Raw genomic sequence first — 22,403 nt, forward strand, 5'->3', positions numbered from 1 at the left:
GGCATCCGGCAAGTATGCTCGCGATCGTGCGCCGCTACGAGGCGGCCGGTTTTCGCGCCTGGCCGGCAGCCGCCGTCCACTATGACGGCACCTGGGTGGTGCGGCTGACCGCCGGTCATCCGGCCAAGCGGCTGAACTCGGTCAATCCGCTCGATCCCGGCGATATCATGCACATGGCCGACCGTATCGGCCGGGCCAGCCGCCGTTTCGATGCCTATGGCAGGCCGCTGACGTTCCGCATGTCGCCGCTGTCGGGGCCGGATCTCGCCGGCCATCTCGACCGCGAAGGCTGGAGCCGGTTCGACGAGTCACTGGTCATGCGGCTGCCGCTGGCCGACGCGCAACTCGACTCCGCCATGGACCAGATTCCGCTGAAGGACATCAGCCGTTTCATCGGCGCGTCGCTCAAGGTCAGCGGTTCGGACGTTTCGCTGCGGCCCGGCCTGTCGGAGATCATCGGCGCCATCCAGCCGGAGGCGGGACTTTTCGCGCTCGAGGATGGAGCCGAAGCGCTGGCGACGCTGATCTGCGTGCATGACGGCGATCTTGCCGGCCTGTTCGAGGTCGCCACCGACAAGTCGGCGCGCAACAAGGGCCACGGCCGCAACCTGATCCTGTCGGCGCTGAAATGGGCGCGGCTGCGGGGCGCACGGGAAGCCTGGCTGCAGGTCGAGGCCAACAATGTGCCGGCGCTGGCGCTTTACCATTCGCTCGGCTTCGACGAAGTCTACCGTTACCACTACCGCCGGCCACCGGGTCATGAATGAAGTGATGGCATGAATGACGTGATGGCATGAGCGAGGTGACGATCGCCGGCAAACGCCTGCTGCTGGTCGCCGCCTGCGCGCTGGTCGATGCCGACGGCCGCGTGCTTTTGGCGCAGCGGCCCGAAGGCAAGCAACTTGCCGGCCTGTGGGAGTTTCCCGGCGGCAAGGTCGAGCCCGGCGAGACGCCCGAAGAATGCATCATTCGCGAGCTGCACGAGGAAACCGGCATCGACACCGACATTCCCTGCCTGGCGCCGCTCACCTTCGCCAGTCATTCCTACGACGATTTTCACCTGCTGATGCCGCTGTTCATCTGCCGGCGCTTCCGCGGCATCGCCCAGCCCAGGGAAGGGCAGACGCTAAAATGGGTGCGGCCAAAGCAGATGCGCGATTATCCGATGCCGCCGGCCGATGCGCCGCTGATCCCGTTCCTCATCGATCTTCTCTGAGGGCTTCTGCCCGGCCTAGCCGAGGCGTCGTATCAGCCAGCGTTAATGGAAGATTTATCTCATCGTGAAAAGTTGAAGCATGGGTCGTTTCACGGCCGCGCCGATTCGCCGGGGAGCGATAGCATGAGCCTAGACAGGGATTGGGACTCGATCAGGCTCGAGCGCGGCTTTCGCGCCGCCGATGCGGGCATGGGCATATTGCGCATCACGCTTTTGTTCGGTTCGGCCGCTGTGGCGCTTGCGCTGATCGCAACTCCGTTCCTGGACAGCCAGACACGCTCGCCGTCGGTCCGCGATGATCTTGGCGGGCTCGACATGACGGCCACCGGCTCGCTCAGCCATCGCGAAACCTATACGCTGCGCCGCAGCGTGCTGCAGCCGCAGCGCAGTTCCGTCTGCATCATCAGGTCCGACGGCAGAAGCAGCGGCGACTGCTGACATGGTTAACAAATTTCTGAAAGGCGGCGGTTTCACCGCCTGTTAAGCCTTTGCCGTTAACCTTTCTTAACAGATCGGCGGTAAGGTCCCGAATAAAGGGGTTGAGGCCATGAAAGCAGTGCTGCTGCGTTTTCTGAAGGATGAGACCGGCGCCACCGCCGTCGAATATGGCCTGATCGTCGCTGTGCTGTCGCTGACGATCATCGGCGGCATGGGGCAGGCCTTCAACGCGCTCGCCTGGCTATTCAGCGACGAAAACAGCAGGCTTGCGAACGCGTTCGCACCCTGACCTGGTTTCCACGGACACCATCATTGCCTGGGTCCCTCCAGGATTGCCTTCAGCGAGACCTTGGCCGAGCCAGGCTTCAGCGGTTTTTGCTGCGATGCATCGGGCGCCCAGCCGGACATCCAGACAATCGAGAAACTTGCCCTCACGCGGCCGTCGGGGTCGGAAAACCGCTCGGCGTAGATTTCCGCCGCACGGGCAAACAGCTTACGCGAGCCCGGCCGCCGGCTACGATCGGTGAGCGCGCAGGTTTCGCCCATGGCTCGCAGATCCGCCATCAGGTTGAACAGGCTGGCATAGCGCACCGTCACCGTCTCGACGTCGGCGACCGGCAAAGCGAGACCGGCGCGCTGCAGAAGCGCACCGGCATCGCGTACGTCGGTGAATGGGATGACACGCGGGCTGGCGCCGCCATAAAGCTCGGTCTCGGCCGCAAGCAGGCTTTCGCGCAGTTCGAAAAGCGTGCCGGCACCGGCAAAGGCGCCGAGAAAAAGCCCGTCCGGCCGCAAGGCGCGGCGGATCTGGATCAGCATGCCGGGAATGTCGTTCATCGCCTGCAGCGACAGAAGCGACACCGCCAGATCGAGGCTCTCTGGCTCGAACGGCACGGTTTCCAGCGGTGCGATCAAGCCGGCGCCGGCACCGCTCAGGAAAGCCGTATCCGTCTCGACGCGGACAATGTCGGCAACCTTGCCGCTTTCGGCGAGCGTTTCGGCCGCGGCCGGCGTCTGGCAAAACAGCACGGCCGCCTTGCCGAATTTGCGCTCGACGGCACCCAGCCGGTCGGCAAGGTCCTCGGCCGTGCGGCGCATCAGGAAATCCGCGCCGTCAAGCGGATGGGCAAGCGCGCGCCGCTTGTGCGCCAGCCACAGAGAGGTATCCATTATCGGCTGCAACGGGCAGATCCTTGTTTGTCCGCATCCTGATATACTTGGTATAGCTGGAGGAGAACCAACCACGTGGCCGATCCGATGCCCAAGATCAAGTCCATCGAGATCATGAACCTGGCCCGGTCGGTTGTCGGCTTGCCGGCGCGGATCCTGTTTCCGCCGGTCTGCGCCGGTTGCCGCAGGCATGTCTCGCAGCCCGGCGTGCTCTGCGGCGCCTGCTGGCCGAAGCTCAGGCTGCTGGAACGGCCATGGTGCCCGGTGATGGGCACGCCGTTCACTCACCATATGGGCGAAGGCTTTCTATCGGCCGAGGCGATTGCCGATCCGCCGCCGTTCGAGCGGGCACGAGCGGCGGTCGCCTATTCCGGCGTCGCCCGCCAGATGGTGCAGGGGCTGAAATACCAGGATCGCACGGATCTCGCGCCATGGATGGCGCGCTGGATGGTGCGCGCGGGAGCCGACCTCATCGCCGAAGCGGATGTGGTGGTGCCGGTGCCGCTGCACTGGCGGCGCTTTTTCAGGCGGCGCTTCAACCAATCGGCGGAACTGGCGAGGGCGGTTTCGGCGCTTAGCCAATTGCCCTTCGCGCCCTCGGCGGTGCGGCGCGTAAAACTCACCCGCCAGCAGGTTGGTTTGGAGCGCGGGGAACGCGAGGAAAATGTGCGGGCCGCCTTTCGCGTGCCCGCCGAGGCGGAAATCGAGATTGCCGGCCGCAGGGTACTATTGATCGATGATGTCTACACCACCGGCGCCACCGTGCGTTCCGCCACCAAGGCGCTGAAAAGAGGCGGTGCGGCCGCCGTCGACGTGCTGACCTTTGCGCGTGTGTTGCCGGGGGACTTCCGGGCGGACGAGTCCGCGACTATATAAGTCGGCAACGAACAGCGGAAATTCGTCATGGTCGATGTCACCATCTACACCCGCATGATGTGCGGCTATTGCACGGCAGCCAAGCGGCTGCTCGAGCGCAAGGGCGTTGCCTTTATAGAGCACGATGCCTCCTTCTCGCCGGAACTGCGCCAGGAGATGATTTTCCGCGCCCGCGGCCGCTCGACCTTTCCGCAGATTTTCATCGGCGATACGCATGTCGGCGGCTGCGACGACCTCCACGAGCTGGAGGCCGAAGGCCGGCTGGACAAATTGCTCGCCAATGGCGCGACGAATTGAGGGAATGACGATGGGTGTTTTCAAAGCCGCTGCGATCCAGATGCGTTCGGGCGAGAGCCCCGAGCGCAACGCGGTCGATCTCGAGCGGCTGGTGCGTGAAGCGGCTAGCCAAGGTGCGACCTACATCCAGACGCCGGAAATGACCGGCGCGCTGATCCGCGACAAGGAAGCCCGCGCCGCCTCGTTTACGTCCGAAGACAAGGACATCGTCGTCTCGACCGCGCGCAAGCTGGCGAGCGAGCTTGGCGTCTTCCTGCATATCGGCTCGACCGCCATCCTGCGCGCCGACGGCAAGCTCGCCAACCGGGCGCTGCTGTTCGGGCCGGATGGCGCCACGCTCGCCACCTACGACAAGATCCACATGTTCGACGTCGACCTCGACAATGGCGAATCCTGGCGTGAATCCGCCGCCTACGAACCAGGCACCGAGGCTGTCGTCACCGAGATCGACGGCGCAAAACTGGGTTTCGCGGTCTGCTACGATTTGCGCTTTCCGCAATTGTTCCGCGCCGAAGCGCTGGCCGGCGCTGACCTGCTTTCCGTACCGGCCGCCTTCACCCGCCAGACGGGCGAGGCGCACTGGCATGTGCTGCTCAGGGCGCGCGCCATCGAGAACGGCGCCTATATCGTCGCCGCCGCGCAAGGTGGCCTGCATGAGGATGGCCGAGAGACCTATGGCCATTCGCTGATCGTCGATCCGTGGGGCCGTATCATCGCGGAAGCCGCGCATGACGAGCCCGCGGTGATCGTCGCCGAGATCGATCCGGCGCAGTCGCTTGCCGCGCGCAAGAAGATCCCCAATCTCAAAAATGCGCGGGATTTCGCTGTCAATGCCGGCTTGGGCGAGGCGCCGCGGCTCAGGGGTGCAGCCTCTTGATCCGCTTTTCCCTGATCTGCGAACACGAGCACGAATTCGAAGGCTGGTTTCGCAGCAATGACGATTTCGACACCCAGAAGAAGCGCGGCTTCGTCGATTGTCCGAGCTGCGGCTCGCACAAGGTGCAGAAAGCGCTGATGGCGCCCGCCGTCTCCACGGCGCGCAAGCAGGAAACGATCGCGCTCGCCATGGGCGAGGCGCAGAAGCAGGCCCTGGCGCAGCTCAAGGCGATGGCCGAGAAGGTGCGCGAGAATGCCGACTATGTCGGCGACAAGTTCGCCGAGGAAGCGCGAAAGATCCATTTCGGCGAAACCGACGCGCGCGGCATCTATGGCGAAGCGACGCTGGACGAGGCCAAGAGCCTGGCCGAGGACGGCGTCGAGTTCATGCCGATCCCGGTGTTTCCGGATGATCGCAACTGACCAGCTAGCTCACGCTGCCGATCAGTTTCTCAAGCAGCCGAGAGAGCGTTTCCTGTTCCGCCGGTGTCAGGCCCGCGAGAATCTGGTGTTCGTTGGCGACATGGGCGGCAACAGCCTCATTGATCAAGGCCAGCCCCTTTTCAGTCAGCCGCACGACAATGCCGCGCCTATCGTTGGGGTGCGGCCCGCGCAGGATCAATCCGGACGTTTCCAGCCGGTCGAGCCGGTTGGTCATGGCGCCCGACGTCACCATCGTGGCTTCATAGAGCGCGGTCGGCGTCAGCTCGTAGGGTGATCCAGCGCGGCGCAGCGTAGCCAGCACGTCGAATTCCCCCGACTGCAATCCAAAGCGGGCAAACAACGGCGCCAGGCGCTCGCGGGCGATCAGCGAGGCGGCCTCGTTCAGCCGCCCGAGCACGGCCATCGGCGAGACATCCAGGTCCGGCCGCTCCCGCCTCCATTGCTCGATCGCCCGTGCTGCCCTGTCCAACTGTCTCACCATCATATATCTTGACGTTAAGAATCTTTCCGTTATCTTACTCCAAGATGCAATGCCGGCCAAGGGGCCGCGCTATAGGGTTCGGTTATGAAATTTCTCTGGGATTCAGCGCTCGGCCTGCTGGTCGTCACCGGCGGCCTGCTCGGCTTGACATTGCCGTTCGGCAAGCTCGCCACGGCGGTTGGCGTGCCGGCCATGGTCTGGGCCTTCGTCATCTCGCTGGGCGCCGGCGGCGTCTTGCTGTGCGTGCTCTTGGCTCGCGGCCAGCGCGTCCGGCTCACCGCGCACAAATTGCGCTATTTCTTCGTCACCGCTGCGGTGTCCTATGCCGTGCCGAATCTCCTGATGTTTTCAGCCATCCCGCATCTTGGCGCCGGCTACACCGGCATCATGTTCACACTGTCGCCTGTCATCACGCTGGTGTTCTCGATCCTGCTGCGTGTCCGGCGCCCCAACATGCTGGGTATTGTCGGCATCGCAGTCGGCTTCGCCGGCGCCGTCATGGTGGCGGTGACGCGCGGCGAAGCCGGCCAACCGGCCGATCTGTTCTGGGTGGTGATGGGGCTGCTCATTCCGGTCAGCCTTGCCGCCGGCAACATCTACCGCACGGTCGATTGGCCGCAAGGCACCGGTCCGATCGAGCTTGCCGTCGGCAGCCATCTCGCCGCGGCGGCGATGCTGCTTGTCGGCATTTTACTCCTGTTCGGCGGCAAGGCCTTCGTGCCACTCGCCGGCGTACCGCTGGTCGTCGTTGCGCAGGTCGCTTCGGCGTCGGCGATGTTCGCCTTCTTCTTTCGGCTGCAGGCGGTTGGCGGTCCGGTCTATCTCAGCCAGATCGGCTATGTGGCGGCTGCCGTCGGCTTGTTTGCCGGCACCATCTTCCTCGGCGAGCACTATCAGTTGCTGACCTGGGCAGGTGCGGTCATCATCACCGCCGGCGTGTTCATCACCACCAGGGCGCAAAGCCAGACCGTCACGAAGCTGCAAAGCCAGGCGGCGTAAGCACTTTCGCGCCTCAGCCGGCGTCGGCTTCGATCTCTTCTCCACCGGGTTCCAGCCTGGGGTGCCGGCGGCGATGGGTGGCCGCGGCGCGGGCCGCCTGTTCATAGATGCCGGTCATCAGCTCGAGCGTGCGCGCCGCTTCCTCGAGCTTGGCCGCCAACTCCGGGACACGCGTCACCGTTTCGATGAGCAGGACGGAACGGATATCGGCATAGCGTTCGGTCACACGGTAACCGAGCGGCGTGACCTCGTAGGTGACGCCGGCCCGACCGCTGCCGGTTCGCTTGACCAGGCCGCCCTTGAGCAATTTGCGCAGGCTGTACTGGATGTTGGGGATGTCGTCGCGGTTGGTCATCTGTGCCAGGTCGCGGACGCTCTTTGGCCGGTCGTTCATCCTGATGATGTGGAGCAAGGCATTTTCCGGCCCGCTGGCGGAAAACTCGATCACCGTCGCCAGGCATTCTGCCTGCCAGTGGCCGAACGCCTCGTAGGAACGCATCAGCGCATATTCGATTTCGGCGACGTCGATTTCGAGCGGCGTCCGTGCCAGATGCCAGCCGCGATCCAGCAGCTTGGCTTGTATTTCCGAAGGTTTGCGCCGGTCGTTCATCATGTCTCCCCGCCCGGCAGCATGCGCCGATCCGGCCGATTGCGTCCACATGATTTTATGATAGACTTTCTATTATAAAATATAACGTAAAATGAGGAGAACGCGACCGATGAGCATGCTCGACAAGGCTTCAGCCAACGCACAGCCCTTCTTTCTAGGGACCTTCGCTTCCAATTGTTCCGGCGGCATGACCGTCACCAAGGTTCCCGAACGATGGGTCAGTTCCTGGGACAACAATCTGCGGCTGGCGCAGCTGCTCGACGAGGCCGGCATCGATTTCATGCTGCCGATCGCCCGCTGGATCGGCTATGGTGGGGAGACCAATTTCCACGGCAATGTGCTGGAGACGATCACCTGGGCCGCCGGGCTCCTGGCGCTCACCCGCAACATCACGGTTTTCGCCACCACCCACACGGCGGCCAATCACCCCGTCGTCGTCGCCAAGCAATTGGCGACGATCGACCAGATCAGCCGTGGCCGTATCGGCCTCAACATCGTCGCCGGCTGGAACAAGCCTGAATATGAAGCGCTCGGGCTGACGCTGCCCGACGATCACCTCACACGATACGGCTATGCGCAGGAATGGTTCGATATCGTCAGGGCGCTTTGGGATCGTACCGAAGCCTTCGACTGGGACGGCACGTATTTCAAGCTGAAGAACGTGCTTGGCGACCCGCGCCCGTCGGCACGCCTGCCGATCCTCAATGCCGCCGGCTCGGAAGAAGGGCGCAAATTCGCTGTCCGCAATGCGGACTTCCTGTTCACGCCGGCAATCGACCTGTCACGCTCCAGGGACGAGATCGCGGCGCTGAAGCAACAGGCGATCGCCGCCGGCAGCAATGTCGACGTGCTGACCTTTGCCCATGTCGTCTGCCGGCCGACCGAGAAAGAAGCGACGGACTATCTCGAACATTTCGCCCGCACCAACGCCGACTGGGCGGCCGTCGACAATCTGGTGCGGCTGCAATTCGCCCACGCGCAGTCGTTCCCGCATGACCTCCTGGCACTCATTCGCGATCGCATGGCGGCGGGCCATGGCGGCTTCCCGCTCACCGGCACGCCCGAACAGGTTGCCGATGGGATCACCGCCTTGCACGAGGCCGGATTTCGCGGCTCGACCCTGTCCTTCGTCGACTATGTCGAGGAATTCCCCTATTTTCGCGACACCGTCCTGCCCATCCTCGAGCAGCGGGGCATCCGCATCGCGCCGGCCGCCATGCAGTCGGCGGCGTAGAGCAGTTCAACGTTTCACTGAAACGCAGAACCGCCCTACTTCTTTTTGTTTTGTTGCAATTCCTGACGGAAAACCGTTTCACACTTTTCCTGGAATTGCTTTTGGAGAAACCCATGACCGAGCCAACGACTTCGGAGGCAAATCCTGTCGGTGTCGCGGATTTTCGGGCCGCGATGCGGCTGATCGTCGGCAATGTCAGCGTCATCACCGCTGGCACCGGCGAGGACCGCTCCGGCCTGGTGGTCATTTCGGTCGTCTCGCTGTCGGCCGAACCGCCCAAGGTGATCGCCTGTGTCAACCGGTCGTCGTCGACCTGGCCGGTGATCGAGCGCTACCGGCATTTCGGCGTCAACTCGCTCGGACCCCAGCATCAATCCGTGGCCGAGCGGTTCTCCGGCTTTGGCGGCATCAAGGGCAAGGACCGCTATGAGGGCGCCGAATGGATCACGCTCAAGACCGGAGCTTTATTGCTTTCGGGTGCGGTGGCCGCTTTCGATTGCAGCCTCGACGAAATGATCGATCGCGGCACGCATTCCATCGTCATCGGTTCGGTCGAGGCCGTGCGCACCCGCGATGCCGGCCAGGCGCTGATCTATTGGCGTGGCGGCTACAGGCCGCTCGATTCCTAGGTGTGTTGAGATTCAGGTGAGGCCGGTCTGCAAACGATGGCTTCCTGCGCTTCCGGCCTTCGCCGGCCAAAGCAATCAAGAGTGGTCGTGGCAGTTAAAGCTATGGCCGGCGTAGGCCGGTGCTCACGTACGAATAGTACGCTCCGCTCCGGTTCTCGGAACCCACCGATTTCGACTCGGCCTGACCTGAATCTCAACACACCTTGGAGCAATTCCAGCAAAAGCGTTGTTGGTCAGACCGAGCTTTTTTTCCGCCAGGACCATGTAATTGACGTCCATGTCCTTCGAGCGCGCCCAGCGGTCGGCCAGCGGATTGTAGGTGACGCCGGTGCGGTCGATGATGCTCAGGCCGGCGCCGCCCAGCGCCTTTTCAAGCTCTTCGGGGCGCACCAGCTTGCCGAACTGGTGGGTGCCGCGCGGCAGCCAGCGCAGCACATATTCGGCGCCGATGATGGCCAGCCCGAGCGCCTTCAGCGTGCGGTTGATGGTGGCCACGAACATGATGCCGCCGGGCAGGACCATCTCGCCGCATTTGGCGACGAAAAGGTCGATATCGGCGACGTGCTCGACCACTTCCATGTTGAGGATGACGTCGAATTTCTCGCCGGCGTCGGCAAGGTCCTCGGCTGTCGTGGCGCGATAGTCGACGCTGACATTGCCCTCGGCCGCGTGCAGCTTCGCCACCTCGATGTTGGTTTCGGAGGCATCCGCGCCGACCACCTCGGCGCCTAGCCGTGCCATAGGCTCGCACAAAAGGCCGCCGCCGCAGCCGATATCGAGGATGCGCAGGCCCTCGAAAGGCCTTGCGGCGCGTGGATCACGGCCAAAGCGCGTCGCTATCTGGTCGCGGATGTAGGACAGCCGTACCGGATTGAATTTGTGCAGGGGACGGAACTTGCCGTTCGGGTTCCACCATTCGGCGGCAAGGGCGGAAAAGCGTTCCACTTCTCCGGCATCGATCGTCGATCGTCGGGGCTCTGGCATGGGTTGGTCTCCTCGAACGCTAGGAAGTCGGGCGTGAGGCCGCGAATGTCAAGGCAACAATTTTCCTCTGCCGGCAGGGACCCGGATTCTGTCAGGGCATGTCAGCTGGAGCGCGCCGCGGTGAAACACAATTGGCCTGGCGGGCGAAGGAATACATCATCGTTTTGAATTCGAAGGAGGTGACGATGACAGCAATGACGGCTTCGATCCTTTGGCATCGGCTGGACGTGGAGGGTCACGACGCCTGTCTGTTTTCGCAGACCGATGGCGGGCATAGGCTCGAGGGGCAAGCCATCTTCATCCAGGACGACAAGCCGTGCTGCCTTGCCTACGAGGTGGATTGCGATGCCGGCTGGCACACACGAACGGCGCGTATCGACGGCTTTCTCGGCATGCGCCGCCTGCACTACGCGATCGAACGAGATTCCGACGGCCAGTGGACGCTGAACGGCGAAGTTCAGCGGGGCGTCGCCGGCCTTGTCGACGTCGATCTTGGCTTTACACCGGCATCGAACCTGTTGGCGATCCGCCGGTACCGCCTCGGCATCGGCGATGCAACGCCTGCCCCGGCCGCCTACCTGACCTTCCCTGAACTGAGACTGGTGCGCCTCGATCAGAGCTATCGTCGTCTCGACACGGTTCGCTACGCCTATGCCGCGCCCATGTTCGGCTATGACGAGACCCTCGAGGTCTCGCCGCACGGCTTCGTAGTCGACTATCCCGGCCTGTGGAAAGCCACCGCAAAGCAGGCTGACATCGGCCTGGCTTGAACCGGGTATCTGTCCCGGACATAGCGGTCGATCCGGGTTCCTTAACATCAAATTTACGAGGTTGGCGGTTTCCTCAAGCACGAGCGGGATTCGGCATATACATTGCCTTCCACGGATTGGGGCAGCTTGTTGCGGATCAGGACCCAGATTATCGCTACCTTGTTGAGCGCCGCGGCCTTGATTGGCCTTGTGGGCGGCGTTGCAATAGTCTCCCAGATGTCGCTGACCAGATCCGCCGCACTGGCCGAGGCGACAAGCGTTGCACGGCAGCTCGCGGCGGCGATCGCCTTCAAGGCTGCCGATACGCCACGTCCGTTGTTCGAGAGACCCGAGGCGCTGCGGGAATTCGTGACCTCGCAGCACAGCGGCTCGAAACGCGACCTCGTCGTGGTCGATCGTGGCAAGATCATCCTGGCCGATATTCCCGGTGAGGAACAGAATGTCGGAACCGCGTTTGCTAACGATCGCGGCAATGAAGTCGGCCGCACGCTCGATGACGGCGAGCCGCGCGACTTCGTCGAAAGCAGCGCCGACGTGGCAGAAGCGATCAATCTGGTCGCGGTGCCGATCAAGGACGCTCCCGACAAGACCGTCGGCGCGGTGTTGTTCGAGTACACGCCGCTGCTGCGTGCCGCCCAACAACGCAACAACAACATACTTTGGCTTGTCGGTTTATGCACCGCGGCCGCCATGATGCTCTCCGGGATCTCGGCTTTCCTTTTGCTGCGCGGATTTGGTGCCGGTCTTTCCGGTCTCAACCGCGGCATCGAATCGCTGGCGCGCGGCGACGCAGGGGCGCGCATCGACCGTGCCTCCAATGACGAGTTCGGCCAATTGGCGCAGGGGTTCGACCGCATGGCATCCGAGCTCGAAACCTCACGCGGGCAACTTGTGGAGCAGAAGGCCTATATCGAGGATATCGTTCGCACCGTTGCGGAGGGTATTGTCGTCATCAACGGCAATGGCCAGATCGTCTCGGTCAATCCGGCGGCGGCCGAGATCGTCGGATGGCGCAACGACAAGATCGAGGGGCAGGATTGGTCGTCGGTCCTCGACCTGCGAGGGTTGTCGGGAGACAGGCTGGCGCAGGCAACATCCCCGATTGAACTGGCGCTGGCCACGGGTCGCCGGCATCAGGCCGAGGTGCGGCTGGCAAAGCCGAACGGATCGTACCTGCCTGTTATTGCCAGCTGCAACCCGCTCAACCGCTCCGATGGCGGCATCGTGCTGACGTTGAGCGACATCAGCGAGTTGCGCAGCGCCGAGCGGGCGGTCAGCGACCGTGCAGAGGAACTGGCAACGCTGAACCGCGAACTGCAGGAAACCTCCCAGGCAACGACCCGCCTGGTCAAACTCGGCGAGCTGTTGCAGGCGTGCGTCACCTTCCAGGAGGCGTTTTCCGTCGTCGGCTCCGCCATGCCCGATTTCTTTGGCGGATTGAGCGGAACCGTTCATCTGACCAGCGCCTCGCGCAATCTGGTCGAGGAAATGGCGCATTGGGGCGCTGTGCGTTCGAGTGTTGGGCAGTTTGCGCCCGAAGACTGCTGGGCTCTGCGGCGCGGCCAGGAGCATGTTGCCGGTCCCGGCATGCTGACGCCGCGCTGCAATCACATTGCCGAGAATGGTGGCCGCGGCTATGTCTGTATGCCTCTGGCGGCGCAAGGGGAGACCCTTGGCATCGTGCATCTGTGCGAACCAGATGCCGCCGACAAGCCGGGCTGGCTGACCGAGCGCCAGCAGATCCTGCGCGGTGTAGTCGATACGCTGGCATTGGCCCTCGCCAATTTGCGGCTGCGCGAAACGCTGCGGCAACAATCGATCCGTGATCCGAATACCGGGCTCTACAACCGCCGCTATCTCGAGGAAACAAGCAGTCGCGAATTGAGGCGCATGGAACGTTCCGAGCAGCCGCTGGCGATGATCATGCTCGATGTGGATCATTTCAAGCAGTTTAACGACACGTTCGGCCATGAAGCCGGCGATCTCGTTCTCAAGCAGGTCGCCGCCACGTTGCTGGATCATGCAAGGGAAAGCGACGTGGTGTCCCGTTATGGCGGCGAGGAATTCGCACGGATGATGCCCGCGACTTCGCTGGCGGACGGCGCTGAGCGTGCCGAGGCGCTGCGAAAAGCAATCAAGCAGCTTCATCTCGCCCATCGCGGACGCACGCTTGGCACCATCACCGCATCATTCGGGGTGGCTGCCTTTCCAGAACTTGGCGCCTCATGGGCGGAGATCGTCAACGCCGCCGATCGTGCGCTCTATCAGGCAAAAGCAGACGGGCGTGACCGTGTCGTCGTAGGGCTGGGCAAGGCCCATGCTGAAAGGCAACGATCCAAGGCCAGCAAAAGCGTGGCTTGAGGCCCGGCATCCAGCGGTCGCAGCCCAGCGAGATCGTTCCGGTGCGATCTACTTCGTGCCCAGCACATCGTGCAGCTTGGCGGCCAGTTGCTCGATGGTGAAGGGCTTGGCCAGGAAATGCACGTCATGGTCGAGCACGCCATTGTGGACCACGGCGTTCCTGGTGAAGCCGGTGGTGAAGATCACCTTCAGCCTCGGCATACGCGCGACCGCTTCCTCCGCCAGCTTGCGGCCGTTCATGACAGGCATGACGATATCGGTGAATAGAAGTGCGACGCCGGGGTTTTCCGCCAGTTTCTGCAACGCTTCCTCGCCGCTCGCGGCAGGGATGACGGCGTAGCCGAGTTCGCGCAAGGTATCGGTGGTGGAGGCACGCACGCGAGCATCGTCCTCGACGACAAGGATCGTTTCGGTGACCGATGAGGCGGCGTTCTCGCCTCGCCCGATGGGTACGGCAGTATCCTCCGCACCGAAGAAACGCGGCAAGTAGATCTTGATTGTCGTCCCGTTGCCGGGTTCGGAATAGATCTTGACGTGGCCACCCGACTGTTTGACGAAACCGAATACCTGGCTCAGCCCCAGGCCCGTGCCCTTGTCGACCGGCTTGGTGGTGAAAAAGGGCTCGAAGGCCTTGGCTGCGACATCGGGGGCCATGCCCGAACCGGTGTCGGTGACGGCGATCATCACATACTGGCCGGCCGCAACGTCGGCATGGGTGGCGGCGTAGCTGTCGTCGAGATGGCTGTTGGCGGTCTCGATGGTCAACTTGCCGCTATCGCCCATGGCGTCACGGGCGTTGACGGCCAGGTTGAGAATTGCATTCTCGATCTGGCTCGGGTCGGCATGGGTTTTCCACAAGCCTCCCGCAAGCACGGTTTCGATGCGGATGGTCTCGCCGAGCGCCCGCCGGATCAGGTCCGACATCCCGGTCAGCAGACGGTTGGCGTCGACGATCTGCGGCGCCAATGGCTGCTGGCGCGAGAAGGCGAGCAGCCGGGCGGTCAGATTGGCGGCACGGCTTGCCGCGTCGATTGCCGCCTCGATGAATTTCGCGATGTCGTGCTCGCCGCGCGCCAGCTTGCGCTGGGCGAGATTCATGGCACTGATGATCACCGCCAGCATGTTGTTGAAGTCGTGGGCGATACCGCCTGTGAGTTGACCGACCGCCTCCATTTTCTGCATCTGGCGGATCTGCGATTCAGCCTTTTCGCGCGTCTCGATCTCCTTGCCGAGCGCGATGTTCTTGCGCATCAGTTCTTCCTGGGCGAAGGCCACCTCGCGGAAGCGACGGCGCGATTGCGTGATCGTGTAGACGCCAAGCACGAAAATCGCCAGCAGGGCCGCCAGCGAGGCGGCGCGCAGCCAGGCTTCGAGTTGATCGGTATGCTCGTCGCGGGCGGCGATGGCGGCGGCGCCGATGCGCCGGATCGTATCCATGCTGCCGTGGATCTCGTCCATGGCGGCCTTGCCCTGGCCGCTGCGGATCAGCTCCAAAGCTTTTACAGCGTCACCTTTGTCGTAGAGCGCGATCGTTTCGGCCATCTCGGCCTGCTTTCGCGAAAGCGCGCCCTTGATGTGATTGAGCTGCGGGGCGAGCTGATCGTCCGAACCTGTCATGGTGTCGATGCGGGCAAGTTGCCCCGGGATCGCCTCGACGGCCTTCCGATAAGGTTCGAGGTAGGATTTCTCCCCGGTCAGCAGATAGCCGCGTTGGCCGCTCTCTGCATCCTGCGCCAATGAAAGCAGCCCGGAAAGAAGCTCCTGATACTCGATTGTCTCGCGCGCGGCGGCGCGATTGGCCCTCTGGCTCTCGACCAGCATGGCACGCGTGCCGACGATAAGCGCCAATACGGCGAAGCCGATGACAAGCGGCAGCGACTGCCGTCGCATGGTGCGTCGAAGACGAGCAATCATCTGCAATGCCGAACCAAAGGAATTCCCCGCGGACGGCATTTCGTAGGCGGCGACGGGGCGGAACGCAATATGCCGTCTTCTTGAGGCCGGCAATCCGCCGCTAGCCTTGCGAAACCTTCATCATTTGGCTAAGGAGGCCGCGCATTCAACGGCCGGCGTCAGCCGGCCTTCCGCTTTTCGAGATTCCTGGTTTTTGGGCTGGGGTCCGGCTTCAGTCAAAGGCATTTCGCTTCCATGGCGCGCATCGTGATGAAATTCGGCGGAACCTCCGTCGCCGACATCGCCCGCATCCGCAATGTGGCGCGTCACGTCAAACGCGAGGTCGACGCCGGCCATGAGGTGGCCGTGGTGGTTTCAGCGATGGCCGGCAAGACCAATGAACTGGTCGGCTGGACGCGCGAGGCCTCGCCGATGCATGACGCACGCGAATATGACGCGGTCGTCGCTTCCGGCGAACAGATCACGGCCGGTCTTCTGGCCATCACCTTGCAGAATATGGGCGTGCATGCCCGCTCATGGCAGGGCTGGCAAATCCCGATCAAGACCGACAACGCGCATGGCGCGGCGCGCATCCTCGACATCGACGGCGCCTTCCTGATCACGCGCTTCGGCGAGGGTCAGGTGGCGGTGATCGCCGGATTCCAGGGCATCGGCCCGGACAATCGCATCGCCACGCTCGGCCGCGGCGGCTCCGACACCAGCGCGGTCGCCATCGCCGCGGCGGTCAAGGCCGATCGCTGCGACATCTACACCGATGTCGACGGGGTCTACACAACCGATCCGCGCATCGAGCCCAAGGCGCGGCGGCTGGCCAAGATCTCATTCGAGGAAATGCTTGAAATGGCCTCGCTCGGCGCCAAGGTTCTGCAGGTGCGTTCGGTCGAGCTTGCCATGGTGCACAGGGTGCGTACGTTCGTGCGGTCGTCCTTCGACGATCCCGATGCGCCCGGAATGGGGGATTTGCTCAATCCTCCGGGAACGCTCATTTGCGACGAGGAAGAGATCGTGGAACAGCAGGTCGTCACCGGAATTGCTTATGCCAAGGACGAGGCGCAGATTTCGCTGCGCCGGGTCGGCGACCGGCCGGGCGTTGCCGCCGGCATCTTCGGGCCGCTGGCCGAGGCCAACATCAATGTCGACATGATCGTCCAGAACATTTCCGAGGACGGCAAGTTCACCGACATGACCTTCACCGTGCCATCGGGCGATGTCGACAAGGCGCTGGCCGTACTCGAGCGGCTGAAGGCCTCGATCGGCTACGATGTCGTGCAGTCGGAAGCCGGCATGTCGAAGGTTTCGGTCATCGGCATCGGCATGAGGAGCCATGCCGGCGTTGCCGCCACCGCTTTCAAGGCGCTGGCCGACAAATCGATCAACATCCGTGCTATCACGACCTCCGAAATCAAGATTTCGATTCTGATCGATGGTCCGTATACCGAACTTGCGGTTCGTACTTTGCATTCCGTCTACGGTCTGGATAAGCAGTAGCGAGAACGATTTGAGTTGTTGCGTGTGCGCCGGTCGCAGTGGAAACTGCGGCGGGCAGAATGCCCATTGGAGAAGAAGCCGCGATGCGTGATCAGGCCAGTGGCCCGCGCGTTTTGCTCAAACGGCTCCGCGAGCTCATGCAGGAGCCGCTGGAGCCGCAGGAGCGGCTTGACCGGATTGTGCGCGACATCGCCTCCAACATGGTCGCCGAAGTCTGCTCGCTCTATGTGCTGCGCGCCGATTCGGTGCTCGAACTCTATGCCACCGAAGGTCTGAACCCGAACGCCGTCCACCTGGCGCAGCTCAGGCTGGGGCAAGGCCTGGTCGGCACGATCGCGGCCAGCGCGCGGCCGCTCAACCTGTCCAATGCGCAGGAACACCCGGCCTTCGCCTATCTGCCGGAAACCGGGGAGGAGATCTACAACTCCTTCCTCGGCGTGCCGGTGCTGCGGGCAGGGCGCACGCTGGGCGTGCTGGTGGTGCAGAACAAGACCATGCGCCACTATCGCGACGACGAGGTCGAGGCGCTGGAAACCACGGCGATGGTGATCGCCGAGATGATCGCCACCGGCGATCTGGCGCGGCTGACGCGGCCCGGCCTCGAACTCGATCTGCGCCGTCCGGTCAGCTTCACCGGCCTGTCCTTCAATGAAGGCGTCGGGCTTGGCCATGTCGTGCTGCATGAGCCGCGCATCGTCGTCACCAATCTGTTCAACGAAGACAGCGAGGAAGAGGTCCGCCGGCTCGAAACCTCGCTCAGCTCGCTCAGGCTCTCCATCGACGACATGCTAGAACGCCGCGACGTCGCCTTCGAGGGCGAGCATCGCCAGGTGCTGGAAGCCTATCGCATGTTCGCCAACGACCGCGGCTGGGTGCGCCGGCTGGAAGAGGCGATCCGCAATGGCCTGACGGCTGAGGCCGCGGTGGAAAAGGTGCAGAGCGACATGCGCGCGCGCATGCTGCACATGACCGACCCTTATCTGCGCGAGCGGATGAGCGATTTCGACGATCTCGCCAACCGGCTCTTGCGCCAGTTGATGGGGCGCGGGCCGGAAGATGTCGCCGCATCGCTGCCGAAGGACGCCATCATCGTCGCCCGTTCGATGGGCGCCGCCGAGCTGCTCGACTATCCCAGGGACAAGATGCGTGGTCTGGTGCTCGAGGATGGCGCTGCGACCAGCCACGTCGTCATCGTCGCGCGCGCCATGGGTATTCCGGTCGCCGGACAGATGAAGGGCGCCGTTTCCATGGCGGAAAACGGCGACGCCATCATCGTCGACGGCGAAGAGGGCGTTATCCATTTGCGGCCGCAGCCCGATCTTGAAGCCGCCTATGCCGAAAAGGTGCGTTTCCGGGCGCGCCGGCAAGAGGTTTATCGCGAGCTGCGCAAGAAGCCGTCGACGACCAGGGACGGTGTCCAGGTCGATTTGTTGATGAACGCCGGGCTTGCCGTCGACCTGCCGCAGCTTGCCGAAGCTGGTGCGGCCGGCATCGGCCTGTTCCGCACCGAATTGCAGTTCATGGTCGCCTCGACATTTCCCCGTGCAGAGGCCCAGGAAAAGCTTTACCGCGACGTGCTCGAAGCGGCGCGCGGCAAGCCGGTCACCTTCCGCACCATCGATATTGGCGGCGACAAGGTGCTGCCCTATTTCAAGGGAGCGATCCAGGAAGAGAACCCGGCGCTTGGCTGGAGGGCGATCCGCCTGACGCTTGACCGGCCGGGACTGCTGCGCACCCAGATCCGCGCTTTGCTCAAAGCCAGTGGCGGGCGTGAGCTCAAGCTGATGCTGCCGATGGTGACCGAGCTTGGCGAGATCGCCCAGGCGCGCGAGATCATCGACCGCGAGGTGCGGCATTTGTCGCGTTTTGCCCATCATCTGCCGACCAGCCTCAAGCTGGGGGCGATGCTTGAGGTGCCGTCACTGTTGTTCCAGCTTGACGAATTGATGAAGGCTGTCGATTTCGTCTCGGTCGGCTCGAACGATTTGTTCCAGTTCGTCATGGCCGTCGACCGCGGCAACACGCAATTGGCCAACCGCTTCGACACGCTGTCGGCGCCGTTCCTGCGGGTGCTCAAGCAGATCGCCGATGCCGGTGTCCGCAACCATACGCCGGTGACCCTGTGCGGCGAACTCGCCGGCAAGCCGATCTCGGCGATGGCATTGATCGGCCTTGGCTTCCGCTCGATCTCGATGTCGCCGGCTTCGATCGGCCCGGTCAAGGCAATGCTGACGGAACTGCCGCTGGACGAGTTGGAGGCATTTTTCGACGACAATCTGATGGCGCCGGCGCAGGGATTGCCGATGCGGGCGCTGCTGCAGGCGTTTGCCGACGACCGTTCGATCCCATTGTAACAGTCTCATCATGGTCAACCTTCCCCGCGATCGTATGGATCAAGTCGTCAAGCGTTTCGAGATGCTCGAAGCGCAGATGTCGGCTGGCCCGGCGCCGGATGCCTATGTGCGGATGGCATCCGAATATGCCGAGATCCAGGATATGGTGGCCAAGGTCAGGGCGCTGCGCCTGGCCGAGCATGAGCAGGCCGACCTCGAAGCGATGCTTGCCGACAAGGGCACCGATGCCGAGATGCGGGCACTTGCCGAGGCCGAGCTGCCGGAGGTCGAGGACCGCATCGAGGCGCTGCAGAAGGACATCCAGATCCTGCTGTTGCCCAGGGATGCCGCCGACGACAAGAACGCCATCCTGGAAATCCGCGCCGGTACCGGCGGCGATGAGGCAGCGCTTTTCGCCGGCGACCTGTTTCGCATGTATGAGCGCTATGCTGCAGAACGCGGCTGGCGTTTCGAGACGGCCTCAGCCAGCGATGGCGATGCCGGCGGTTTCAAGGAAATCATCGCCACGGTGTCGGGCAAGGGCGTCTTTGCGCATCTGAAATTCGAATCGGGCGTGCACCGCGTGCAGCGCGTGCCGGCGACCGAGGCGAGCGGGCGCATCCACACGTCGGCGGCAACCGTCGCCGTGCTGCCGGAAGCCGAAGAGGTCGACATCGACATCAGGGCCGAAGACATCCGCATCGACACGATGCGCGCCTCCGGCTCGGGCGGCCAGCACGTCAACACCACCGATTCGGCTGTCCGCATCACCCATCTGCCGACCGGCATCATGGTGGTGCAGGCGGAGAAGTCGCAACACCAGAACCGCGCCAAGGCGATGCAGATCCTGCGGGCTAGGCTCTATGACCTGGAGCGCGGCAAGGCGGACGAGGAGCGCTCCGAATCGCGCAAGTCGCAGGTCGGCTCCGGCGACCGCTCGGAACGCATCCGCACCTACAATTTCCCGCAAGGCCGCGTCACCGACCACCGCATCAACCTGACGCTCTACAAGCTCGACCGGGTGATGATGGGCGAACTCGACGAGATCATCGACGCGTTGATCGCCGATCACCAGTCGAAGCTGCTCGCCGATATCGGTATCGATGGTTGACCAACTGCCCGACACGCTCGGGCCGCTGCTGCGGGAAGCGCGGAACCGCCTTGTCGTGGCCGGTGTCGCTGACCCGGTGTTGGATGCGCGGCTGATCGTCGAGCATTTTTCCGGCACGACGCGCACGCAAGCCATCGCGGACCCCGAACGCAGGATCGACGCCGGCATTGTTGCCGCAATCGATGCCGCCCTGAGACGCCGCGCCGGCGGCGAACCGGTGCATCGCATCCTCGGCTATCGTGAATTCTACGGCCTGCGCCTGTCGCTGTCGCCGGAAACGCTGGAGCCGCGGCCGGATACCGAAACTTTGGTCGAGGCGATATTGCCCTTCATCGAGGCAATTGCGGCGCGGGAAGGCGCATGCCGCATCCTCGATCTTGGTACCGGCACCGGCGCCATTGCGCTGGCGCTGCTCAGCGCCGTGCCGACAGCCAACGCCACCGGCGTCGATCTGTCCGCTGATGCGCTGGCGACGGCGACCCGCAATGCCAGCCAACTGGGCCTTGCAGGTCGGTTCACGGCGCTGCGATCGGACTGGTTCGAAAAAGTTTCCGGCCGGTACCATGTAATTGCCGCAAACCCTCCCTATATACCCTCCGAAGACATTGGAAATCTGCAGGACGAAGTCCGCAATTTCGACCCGCGCCTGGCCTTGGATGGTGGCGCGGACGGTCTGAACCCCTACAGGACCATCGCCGCGGAGGCGGCAAGGTTTTTGGAAACTGAAGGCAGGATTGTGGTCGAGATCGGCCACATGCAACGCAATGAGGTCTGCGAGATATTCGCTGCGGCCGGCTACGTGCCGGGCGGTGCTTTTCGTGACCTCGGCGGAAACGACAGGGTTCTTGTCTTTGAAAGGATTAAGCCTTGACGCAGTGCAAAAAAGCGCTTGGCAATACCGGGGAATGCGGCTAGGGTCGCGTTAACCGGATGAGACGAAGCAGGCAGTGCTCTTAGCGATTCGGTTTTCCTTGGAAATAGCTGCCTTCTTGCGCAAACGATGCCCAAGCTTCGTGCGGGAATCGTCCGGCAAGTGATGTAACCGGAACAGGATGGCACGTGGCGCCAACGCAATCGATGCGGGCGAACGCCGGTGAAGAGACGAAACGGCTGGCTGCATGAGCGCCTCCGTTCGTGAAGAGTTTTTCGAAAATTTCAAAATGAAGAGAGTTTGATGAGGCCACAACAGCAGAACAGGCGCATGCGCGGTCGCAACAATAGCGGCGGCGGCAGCAATAACAACAATAATAACAACAACAACCGCAAGGGGCCGAACCCCCTGACGCGCAACTACGAGAGCAACGGCCCGGATGTGAAGATCCGCGGCTCGGCTCAGCAGATCGCTGAAAAATACGCCACCCTTGCCCGTGATGCGCAAAGCTCCGGCGATCGGGTCATGGCGGAGAACTATCTCCAGCACGCCGAACACTACAATCGCATCATCGCGGCCGCTCAGGCGCAGATGCCGATCCAGAACGCGCAACAGAATCGCGATGATTTCGACGACGACGGCGACGAGGATCGCGACGAGTTCGACAATGCCGGCAGCGGTGGCAACACTGTTTCAGATCCCCAGATCCCGGTAGTCAACCATGGCGCCGGGCCGCAGCCGGTCATCGAAGGCATGCCGGCCGAGGTCGCGCTCAACCGGGAAGGTGGCCGCGACAATGGCGGGCGCAACAATGGCGGCCGCGACAACAATGGCGGGCGCCATCGCGATCGTCGCCCCAATGGCGGTTACGGGCAGAATGGTCCGCGCGACCATGGTTCGTCCGCCGAACAAGGCGGCCAGCCCCAGCGCAATGAGGCCCCGATCCAGGCCGAAGCCGCGTCGCCGACCCAATCCACCGAATCCATTGCGGCAGCCGAACCGGCCCCGTTGTTCGAGAACCTGTCGCCGGCAGGTCTTGCCGCCCGAGCCGAACTCAACGAGGCAGCCGCCGAAAGTGCCGCTGCCCGTCGCCCGCGGCGTCCGCGCCGCCCGCGCGTCAACGCCGATCAGGTTGATGGCGGCAGCGACAATGCCAATTCCGGCGAGGCAGTGACGGCCCCGGTCGACAGCGGCAATGCTGAACCGGTCAATGTCGACATCGACAACTGATCGAACGGCATTTCAAGACATTGGACGGCGGAGAGAAATCTCCGCCGTTTTCGTTTGTGCGGCCGTGCAAT

Annotated in this window: 22 protein-coding genes and 1 pseudogene; 18 read left to right on the top strand and 5 right to left on the bottom strand. The window is 63.2% G+C overall.

Annotated features, from left to right (window positions below):
• Positions 1–14 precede the first annotated feature (14 nt).
• From ACSQ3L_RS08550 to ACSQ3L_RS08565, 4 genes are all read left to right on the top strand, one after another.
• Complete coding sequence (locus ACSQ3L_RS08550; RefSeq protein ID WP_436159545.1) at positions 15–767, top strand: GNAT family N-acetyltransferase; 753 nt, start codon at positions 15–17, stop codon at positions 765–767.
• A gap of 26 nt (positions 768–793) precedes the next feature.
• Positions 794–1,216, top strand: a complete 423-nt coding sequence (locus ACSQ3L_RS08555; protein WP_436159546.1) for a (deoxy)nucleoside triphosphate pyrophosphohydrolase — start codon at positions 794–796, stop codon at positions 1,214–1,216.
• 123 nt (positions 1,217–1,339) lie between these two features.
• Positions 1,340–1,654 carry a hypothetical protein gene (locus ACSQ3L_RS08560; protein WP_436159547.1) on the top strand — a complete coding sequence of 105 codons (315 nt, stop codon included), beginning with the start codon at positions 1,340–1,342 and terminating at the stop codon, positions 1,652–1,654.
• 109 nt (positions 1,655–1,763) lie between these two features.
• Entirely contained in the window at positions 1,764–1,943 is a 180-nt protein-coding gene (locus tag ACSQ3L_RS08565) for a Flp family type IVb pilin (RefSeq protein WP_436159548.1), read from the top strand.
• A 20-nt stretch (positions 1,944–1,963) separates the two neighbouring features.
• Here ACSQ3L_RS08565 and ACSQ3L_RS08570 read toward each other — a convergent pair whose 3' ends face one another.
• Positions 1,964–2,836 carry a class I SAM-dependent methyltransferase gene (locus ACSQ3L_RS08570; RefSeq protein ID WP_436159549.1) on the bottom strand — a complete coding sequence of 291 codons (873 nt, stop codon included), beginning with the start codon at positions 2,834–2,836 and terminating at the stop codon, positions 1,964–1,966.
• Between the two features lie 63 nt (positions 2,837–2,899).
• Here ACSQ3L_RS08570 and ACSQ3L_RS08575 point away from each other — a divergent pair, with 63 nt between their 5' ends.
• Genes ACSQ3L_RS08575 through ACSQ3L_RS08590 form a run of 4 tightly spaced genes read left to right on the top strand, consistent with a single transcriptional unit; the run spans position 2,900 to position 5,296 of the window.
• Positions 2,900–3,700, top strand: a complete 801-nt coding sequence (locus ACSQ3L_RS08575; protein ID WP_436159550.1) for a ComF family protein — start codon at positions 2,900–2,902, stop codon at positions 3,698–3,700.
• A gap of 27 nt (positions 3,701–3,727) precedes the next feature.
• Entirely contained in the window at positions 3,728–3,997 is a 270-nt protein-coding gene (grxC, locus tag ACSQ3L_RS08580) for a glutaredoxin 3 (RefSeq protein WP_436159551.1), read from the top strand.
• A 10-nt stretch (positions 3,998–4,007) separates the two neighbouring features.
• Complete coding sequence (locus ACSQ3L_RS08585; protein WP_436159552.1) at positions 4,008–4,874, top strand: carbon-nitrogen hydrolase family protein; 867 nt, start codon at positions 4,008–4,010, stop codon at positions 4,872–4,874.
• The gene (locus ACSQ3L_RS08590; protein WP_292638787.1) at positions 4,871–5,296 is read left to right on the top strand and encodes a DUF1178 family protein; all 426 of its coding nucleotides are present in this window, start codon (positions 4,871–4,873) and stop codon (positions 5,294–5,296) included. The genes ACSQ3L_RS08585 and ACSQ3L_RS08590 overlap by 4 nt, the downstream gene beginning before the upstream one ends.
• A 4-nt stretch (positions 5,297–5,300) precedes the next feature.
• Here ACSQ3L_RS08590 and ACSQ3L_RS08595 read toward each other — a convergent pair whose 3' ends face one another.
• Positions 5,301–5,786 carry a MarR family winged helix-turn-helix transcriptional regulator gene (locus tag ACSQ3L_RS08595; RefSeq protein ID WP_436163400.1) on the bottom strand — a complete coding sequence of 162 codons (486 nt, stop codon included), beginning with the start codon at positions 5,784–5,786 and terminating at the stop codon, positions 5,301–5,303.
• Positions 5,787–5,882: 96 nt separating this feature from the next.
• Between ACSQ3L_RS08595 and ACSQ3L_RS08600 the strand changes: the two genes are divergently transcribed.
• Positions 5,883–6,797, top strand: a complete 915-nt coding sequence (locus tag ACSQ3L_RS08600) for a DMT family transporter (RefSeq protein ID WP_436159553.1) — start codon at positions 5,883–5,885, stop codon at positions 6,795–6,797.
• Between the two features lie 13 nt (positions 6,798–6,810).
• Here ACSQ3L_RS08600 and ACSQ3L_RS08605 read toward each other — a convergent pair whose 3' ends face one another.
• Positions 6,811–7,407: a winged helix DNA-binding protein gene (locus tag ACSQ3L_RS08605; protein ID WP_436159554.1), complete on the bottom strand. Its 597-nt coding sequence runs from the start codon at positions 7,405–7,407 to the stop codon at positions 6,811–6,813.
• Positions 7,408–7,516: 109 nt separating this feature from the next.
• Between ACSQ3L_RS08605 and ACSQ3L_RS08610 the strand changes: the two genes are divergently transcribed.
• Together ACSQ3L_RS08610 and ACSQ3L_RS08615 are read left to right on the top strand one after the other, a co-directional pair.
• A complete protein-coding gene (locus ACSQ3L_RS08610; protein WP_436159555.1) occupies positions 7,517–8,641 on the top strand; it encodes an LLM class flavin-dependent oxidoreductase in 1,125 nt (374 codons plus the stop codon).
• Positions 8,642–8,754: 113 nt separating this feature from the next.
• Positions 8,755–9,270: a flavin reductase family protein gene (locus ACSQ3L_RS08615; RefSeq protein WP_436159556.1), complete on the top strand. Its 516-nt coding sequence runs from the start codon at positions 8,755–8,757 to the stop codon at positions 9,268–9,270.
• Between the two features lie 246 nt (positions 9,271–9,516).
• On the opposite strand, the pseudogene ubiG reads toward ACSQ3L_RS08615, so the two are convergent.
• Positions 9,517–10,254: pseudogene (gene ubiG / locus ACSQ3L_RS08620) on the bottom strand (bifunctional 2-polyprenyl-6-hydroxyphenol methylase/3-demethylubiquinol 3-O-methyltransferase UbiG); the annotation flags it as partial.
• Positions 10,255–10,439: 185 nt separating this feature from the next.
• Between ubiG and ACSQ3L_RS08625 the strand changes: the two are divergent.
• Positions 10,440–11,024: a putative glycolipid-binding domain-containing protein gene (locus tag ACSQ3L_RS08625; RefSeq protein ID WP_436159557.1), complete on the top strand. Its 585-nt coding sequence runs from the start codon at positions 10,440–10,442 to the stop codon at positions 11,022–11,024.
• Positions 11,025–11,240: 216 nt separating this feature from the next.
• Positions 11,241–13,385 carry a diguanylate cyclase gene (locus tag ACSQ3L_RS08630; protein ID WP_436159558.1) on the top strand — a complete coding sequence of 715 codons (2,145 nt, stop codon included), beginning with the start codon at positions 11,241–11,243 and terminating at the stop codon, positions 13,383–13,385.
• A 48-nt stretch (positions 13,386–13,433) separates the two neighbouring features.
• Here ACSQ3L_RS08630 and ACSQ3L_RS08635 read toward each other — a convergent pair whose 3' ends face one another.
• Positions 13,434–15,275 (bottom strand): CHASE3 domain-containing protein, encoded by a 1,842-nt coding sequence (locus tag ACSQ3L_RS08635; RefSeq protein ID WP_436163401.1) that lies wholly within the window; start codon positions 15,273–15,275, stop codon positions 13,434–13,436.
• A gap of 258 nt (positions 15,276–15,533) precedes the next feature.
• Between ACSQ3L_RS08635 and ACSQ3L_RS08640 the strand changes: the two genes are divergently transcribed.
• From ACSQ3L_RS08640 to ACSQ3L_RS08660, 5 genes are all read left to right on the top strand, one after another.
• Positions 15,534–16,787 (top strand): aspartate kinase, encoded by a 1,254-nt coding sequence (locus tag ACSQ3L_RS08640; protein ID WP_436159559.1) that lies wholly within the window; start codon positions 15,534–15,536, stop codon positions 16,785–16,787.
• Between the two features lie 83 nt (positions 16,788–16,870).
• Positions 16,871–19,141, top strand: a complete 2,271-nt coding sequence (ptsP, locus tag ACSQ3L_RS08645; RefSeq protein ID WP_352632293.1) for a phosphoenolpyruvate--protein phosphotransferase — start codon at positions 16,871–16,873, stop codon at positions 19,139–19,141.
• A 10-nt stretch (positions 19,142–19,151) separates the two neighbouring features.
• Positions 19,152–20,231: a peptide chain release factor 1 gene (prfA, locus tag ACSQ3L_RS08650; RefSeq protein WP_436159560.1), complete on the top strand. Its 1,080-nt coding sequence runs from the start codon at positions 19,152–19,154 to the stop codon at positions 20,229–20,231.
• Complete coding sequence (gene prmC, locus ACSQ3L_RS08655; RefSeq protein WP_436159561.1) at positions 20,224–21,102, top strand: peptide chain release factor N(5)-glutamine methyltransferase; 879 nt, start codon at positions 20,224–20,226, stop codon at positions 21,100–21,102. Before prfA ends, prmC begins: the two co-directional genes overlap by 8 nt.
• Before the next feature lie 303 nt (positions 21,103–21,405).
• On the top strand, positions 21,406–22,332 hold the full coding sequence (locus ACSQ3L_RS08660; protein ID WP_436159562.1) for a DUF4167 domain-containing protein: 927 nt from the start codon (positions 21,406–21,408) through the stop codon (positions 22,330–22,332).
• Positions 22,333–22,403 lie beyond the last annotated feature (71 nt).

The organism is Mesorhizobium sp. LjRoot246, from assembly GCF_964254115.1.
Classification (GTDB): Bacteria; Pseudomonadota; Alphaproteobacteria; order Rhizobiales; family Rhizobiaceae; genus Mesorhizobium.